Below are 1443 nucleotides of genomic sequence, written 5' to 3'. Positions count from 1 at the left end.
ATCCGCGCCCTGGAGGACCAGGCCGCATAACCGAGTCCTCCACGATTCCAGGGGATTGACACCTGCGAGTTCGTAGATCCGTTTAAGCCGCCCGGTGGTACTCGTTGATGACCCCGCCCGGTCGTCGTCGGCGTCGGACAACGCCGTCGATCGGCATCACGATGTCCGGCTCACGGTTGGGTGGTACCTGCCCGCGCCCCTGGTGCGCCCGATGGTGATTGAAGTGTCGGACGTACTCGGTCAGTACCACCCTGGCATGCCGCTGGCCGTAAACCAGGATGTGGTCGGTGCACTCCTCGCGCATGCTGCGACCCCAGCGCTCCACGAAACAGTTCGCCCTCGGCGTGCGCGGCGGCGTCTTCACCATCCGTATGCCGTCCGCGGTCAGGACTGCGTCGAAGGTCTGCCGGTACTTGGTGGCGCGGTCGCGGATCATGAACCGGAAGTCGCTGGTCCCGTTCTCCGAGGTGAGCAACGTCGGTGGGCTGGCTTTGCTCGGCTCCGAAGGGCCCGGCAGCTACGACGATGAGAGAAACCCGGATACCCATCGCCGATGACGACTGGCGGCAGCCTCACTCCCGACCAGTGGTCGTGGGGACGCCGAGCTTGCGGAGGACCCGCTCAGCGGTGGCGACGCTGGACTGGGGGTTCTGCCCGGTGACGAGGTTGTCGTCGACCACGACGATGCTCGACCATGGCGCGCCTGCCTCGACCGTGGCGCCCTGCTCGCGGAGCGTCGTCTCGACCCACCACGGGGTGGCGTCGGCGAGGCCGCCCTGGCGTTCCTCCTCGTCGGTGAAGACGACCAGGCGACGGCCGGCGAAGGTGAACGTGCCGTCCGGGCGGCGGGCGGCGAGCAGCGCCGCCGGTCCGTGGCAGAGAGCGCCGATGACCTGACCGCGACCGTCGGCATCGGTGAGCAGTTGTCCGAGGTCGGTGTCGGTAGCGAGGTCGGCCATCGGCCCGTGCCCGCCCGGGATGTAGATCGCGTTGTAGGTGGACGCGTTCACGTCCGCGATGGCGAGGGGTTTGGCCAGCTCGTCGGAGATGCTGGCGAGGTAGTCGCGGAAGGTGGCGGCGTCGGTGTCGCTGACTCCGCCACGGGAGTCGAGGCTGATCGCGTCGACGGTCGGGGCGACGCCGTCGGGCGTGGCGATGTCGACCTCGATGCCGGCGTCGCGGAAGACCTTGTGTGAGGCGGCGAGTTCCTCGGCCCAGAAGCCGGTCGGGTGGTTGGTGCCGTCGGCGAGGACGAGACTGTCGGCGCCGGTGACGATCATTAGGATCTTGGTCATGGCAGGCTCCTCATGCGGTGCGAATGATGGTCATACCCCCGGACGTCGTTGTCCCAGGGTGTGTTTTGGGGTGGTATCAGGCCCAGGTGCCGGCGGTGCCGACCGTGGCCGGCGTTGCGTTGTTGCGTACGGCGTGCCGGGTGGCGAT

General features: G+C 68.1%; 2 protein-coding genes. Both read right to left on the bottom strand.

Annotation, left to right across the window (positions count from 1 at the left end; all coding sequences use genetic code 11):
* Positions 1-82: 82 nt before the first annotated feature.
* On the bottom strand, positions 83-475 hold the full coding sequence (locus tag V6U90_RS33390) for an integrase core domain-containing protein (RefSeq protein ID WP_334445167.1): 393 nt from the start codon (positions 473-475) through the stop codon (positions 83-85).
* A 97-nt stretch (positions 476-572) separates the two neighbouring features.
* A complete protein-coding gene (locus V6U90_RS33385) occupies positions 573-1295 on the bottom strand; it encodes a type 1 glutamine amidotransferase domain-containing protein (RefSeq protein WP_334445165.1) in 723 nt (240 codons plus the stop codon).
* Between the last annotated feature and the right edge of the window lie 148 nt (positions 1296-1443).

The sequence above is a fragment of the Micromonospora sp. CPCC 206060 genome, from assembly GCF_036906895.1.
In the GTDB taxonomy this organism is placed as follows: Bacteria; Actinomycetota; Actinomycetes; order Mycobacteriales; family Micromonosporaceae; genus Micromonospora.
This window is presented reverse-complemented; position numbering and strand designations above follow the sequence as displayed.